Origin of the sequence: Christiangramia aquimixticola (assembly GCF_048285835.1) — a bacterium.
Taxonomy (GTDB): domain Bacteria; phylum Bacteroidota; class Bacteroidia; order Flavobacteriales; family Flavobacteriaceae; genus Christiangramia; species Christiangramia aquimixticola.
Genome location: NZ_JBLVTL010000176.1, coordinates 1 through 311, shown reverse-complemented (window position 1 = coordinate 311; position 311 = coordinate 1). Strand labels below are relative to the sequence as shown.

General features: G+C 46.9%; 1 protein-coding gene. It reads left to right on the top strand.

Translation table 11 applies throughout. The annotated features are described in order from the left end of the window. Positions 1 to 19: 19 nt before the first annotated feature. A partial coding sequence (locus tag ACNKXV_RS14010; RefSeq protein ID WP_417908333.1) for a Clp protease N-terminal domain-containing protein occupies positions 20 to 311 on the top strand: 292 nt, incomplete at its 3' end.

Sequence of the window (311 nt, the reverse complement as noted above, 5' to 3'; positions counted from 1 at the left end):
CTAACCACTATCAACCACTATGGATTTCAAGCAATTTACCATCAAATCTCAGGAAGCGATACAAAAGGCTGCCGAGCTTGCGACGAGTGCAGGTCAGCCAAATATCGAGACTGCCCATTTGCTGAAGGGGATTTTCGCTGAAGACGAAAACGTTACAGATTTTCTCTTCAAGAAACTTGGGACAAATAAGCAATTGATCGAGCAAAAGCTGGACGAGCAACTCGCCAAGTTTCCCAAAGTAAGCGGAGCCAATCAGCAGCCCTACCTCGCAGGCGCGACCAATCAAGCTTTGACAAAGGCGAAAGATTACC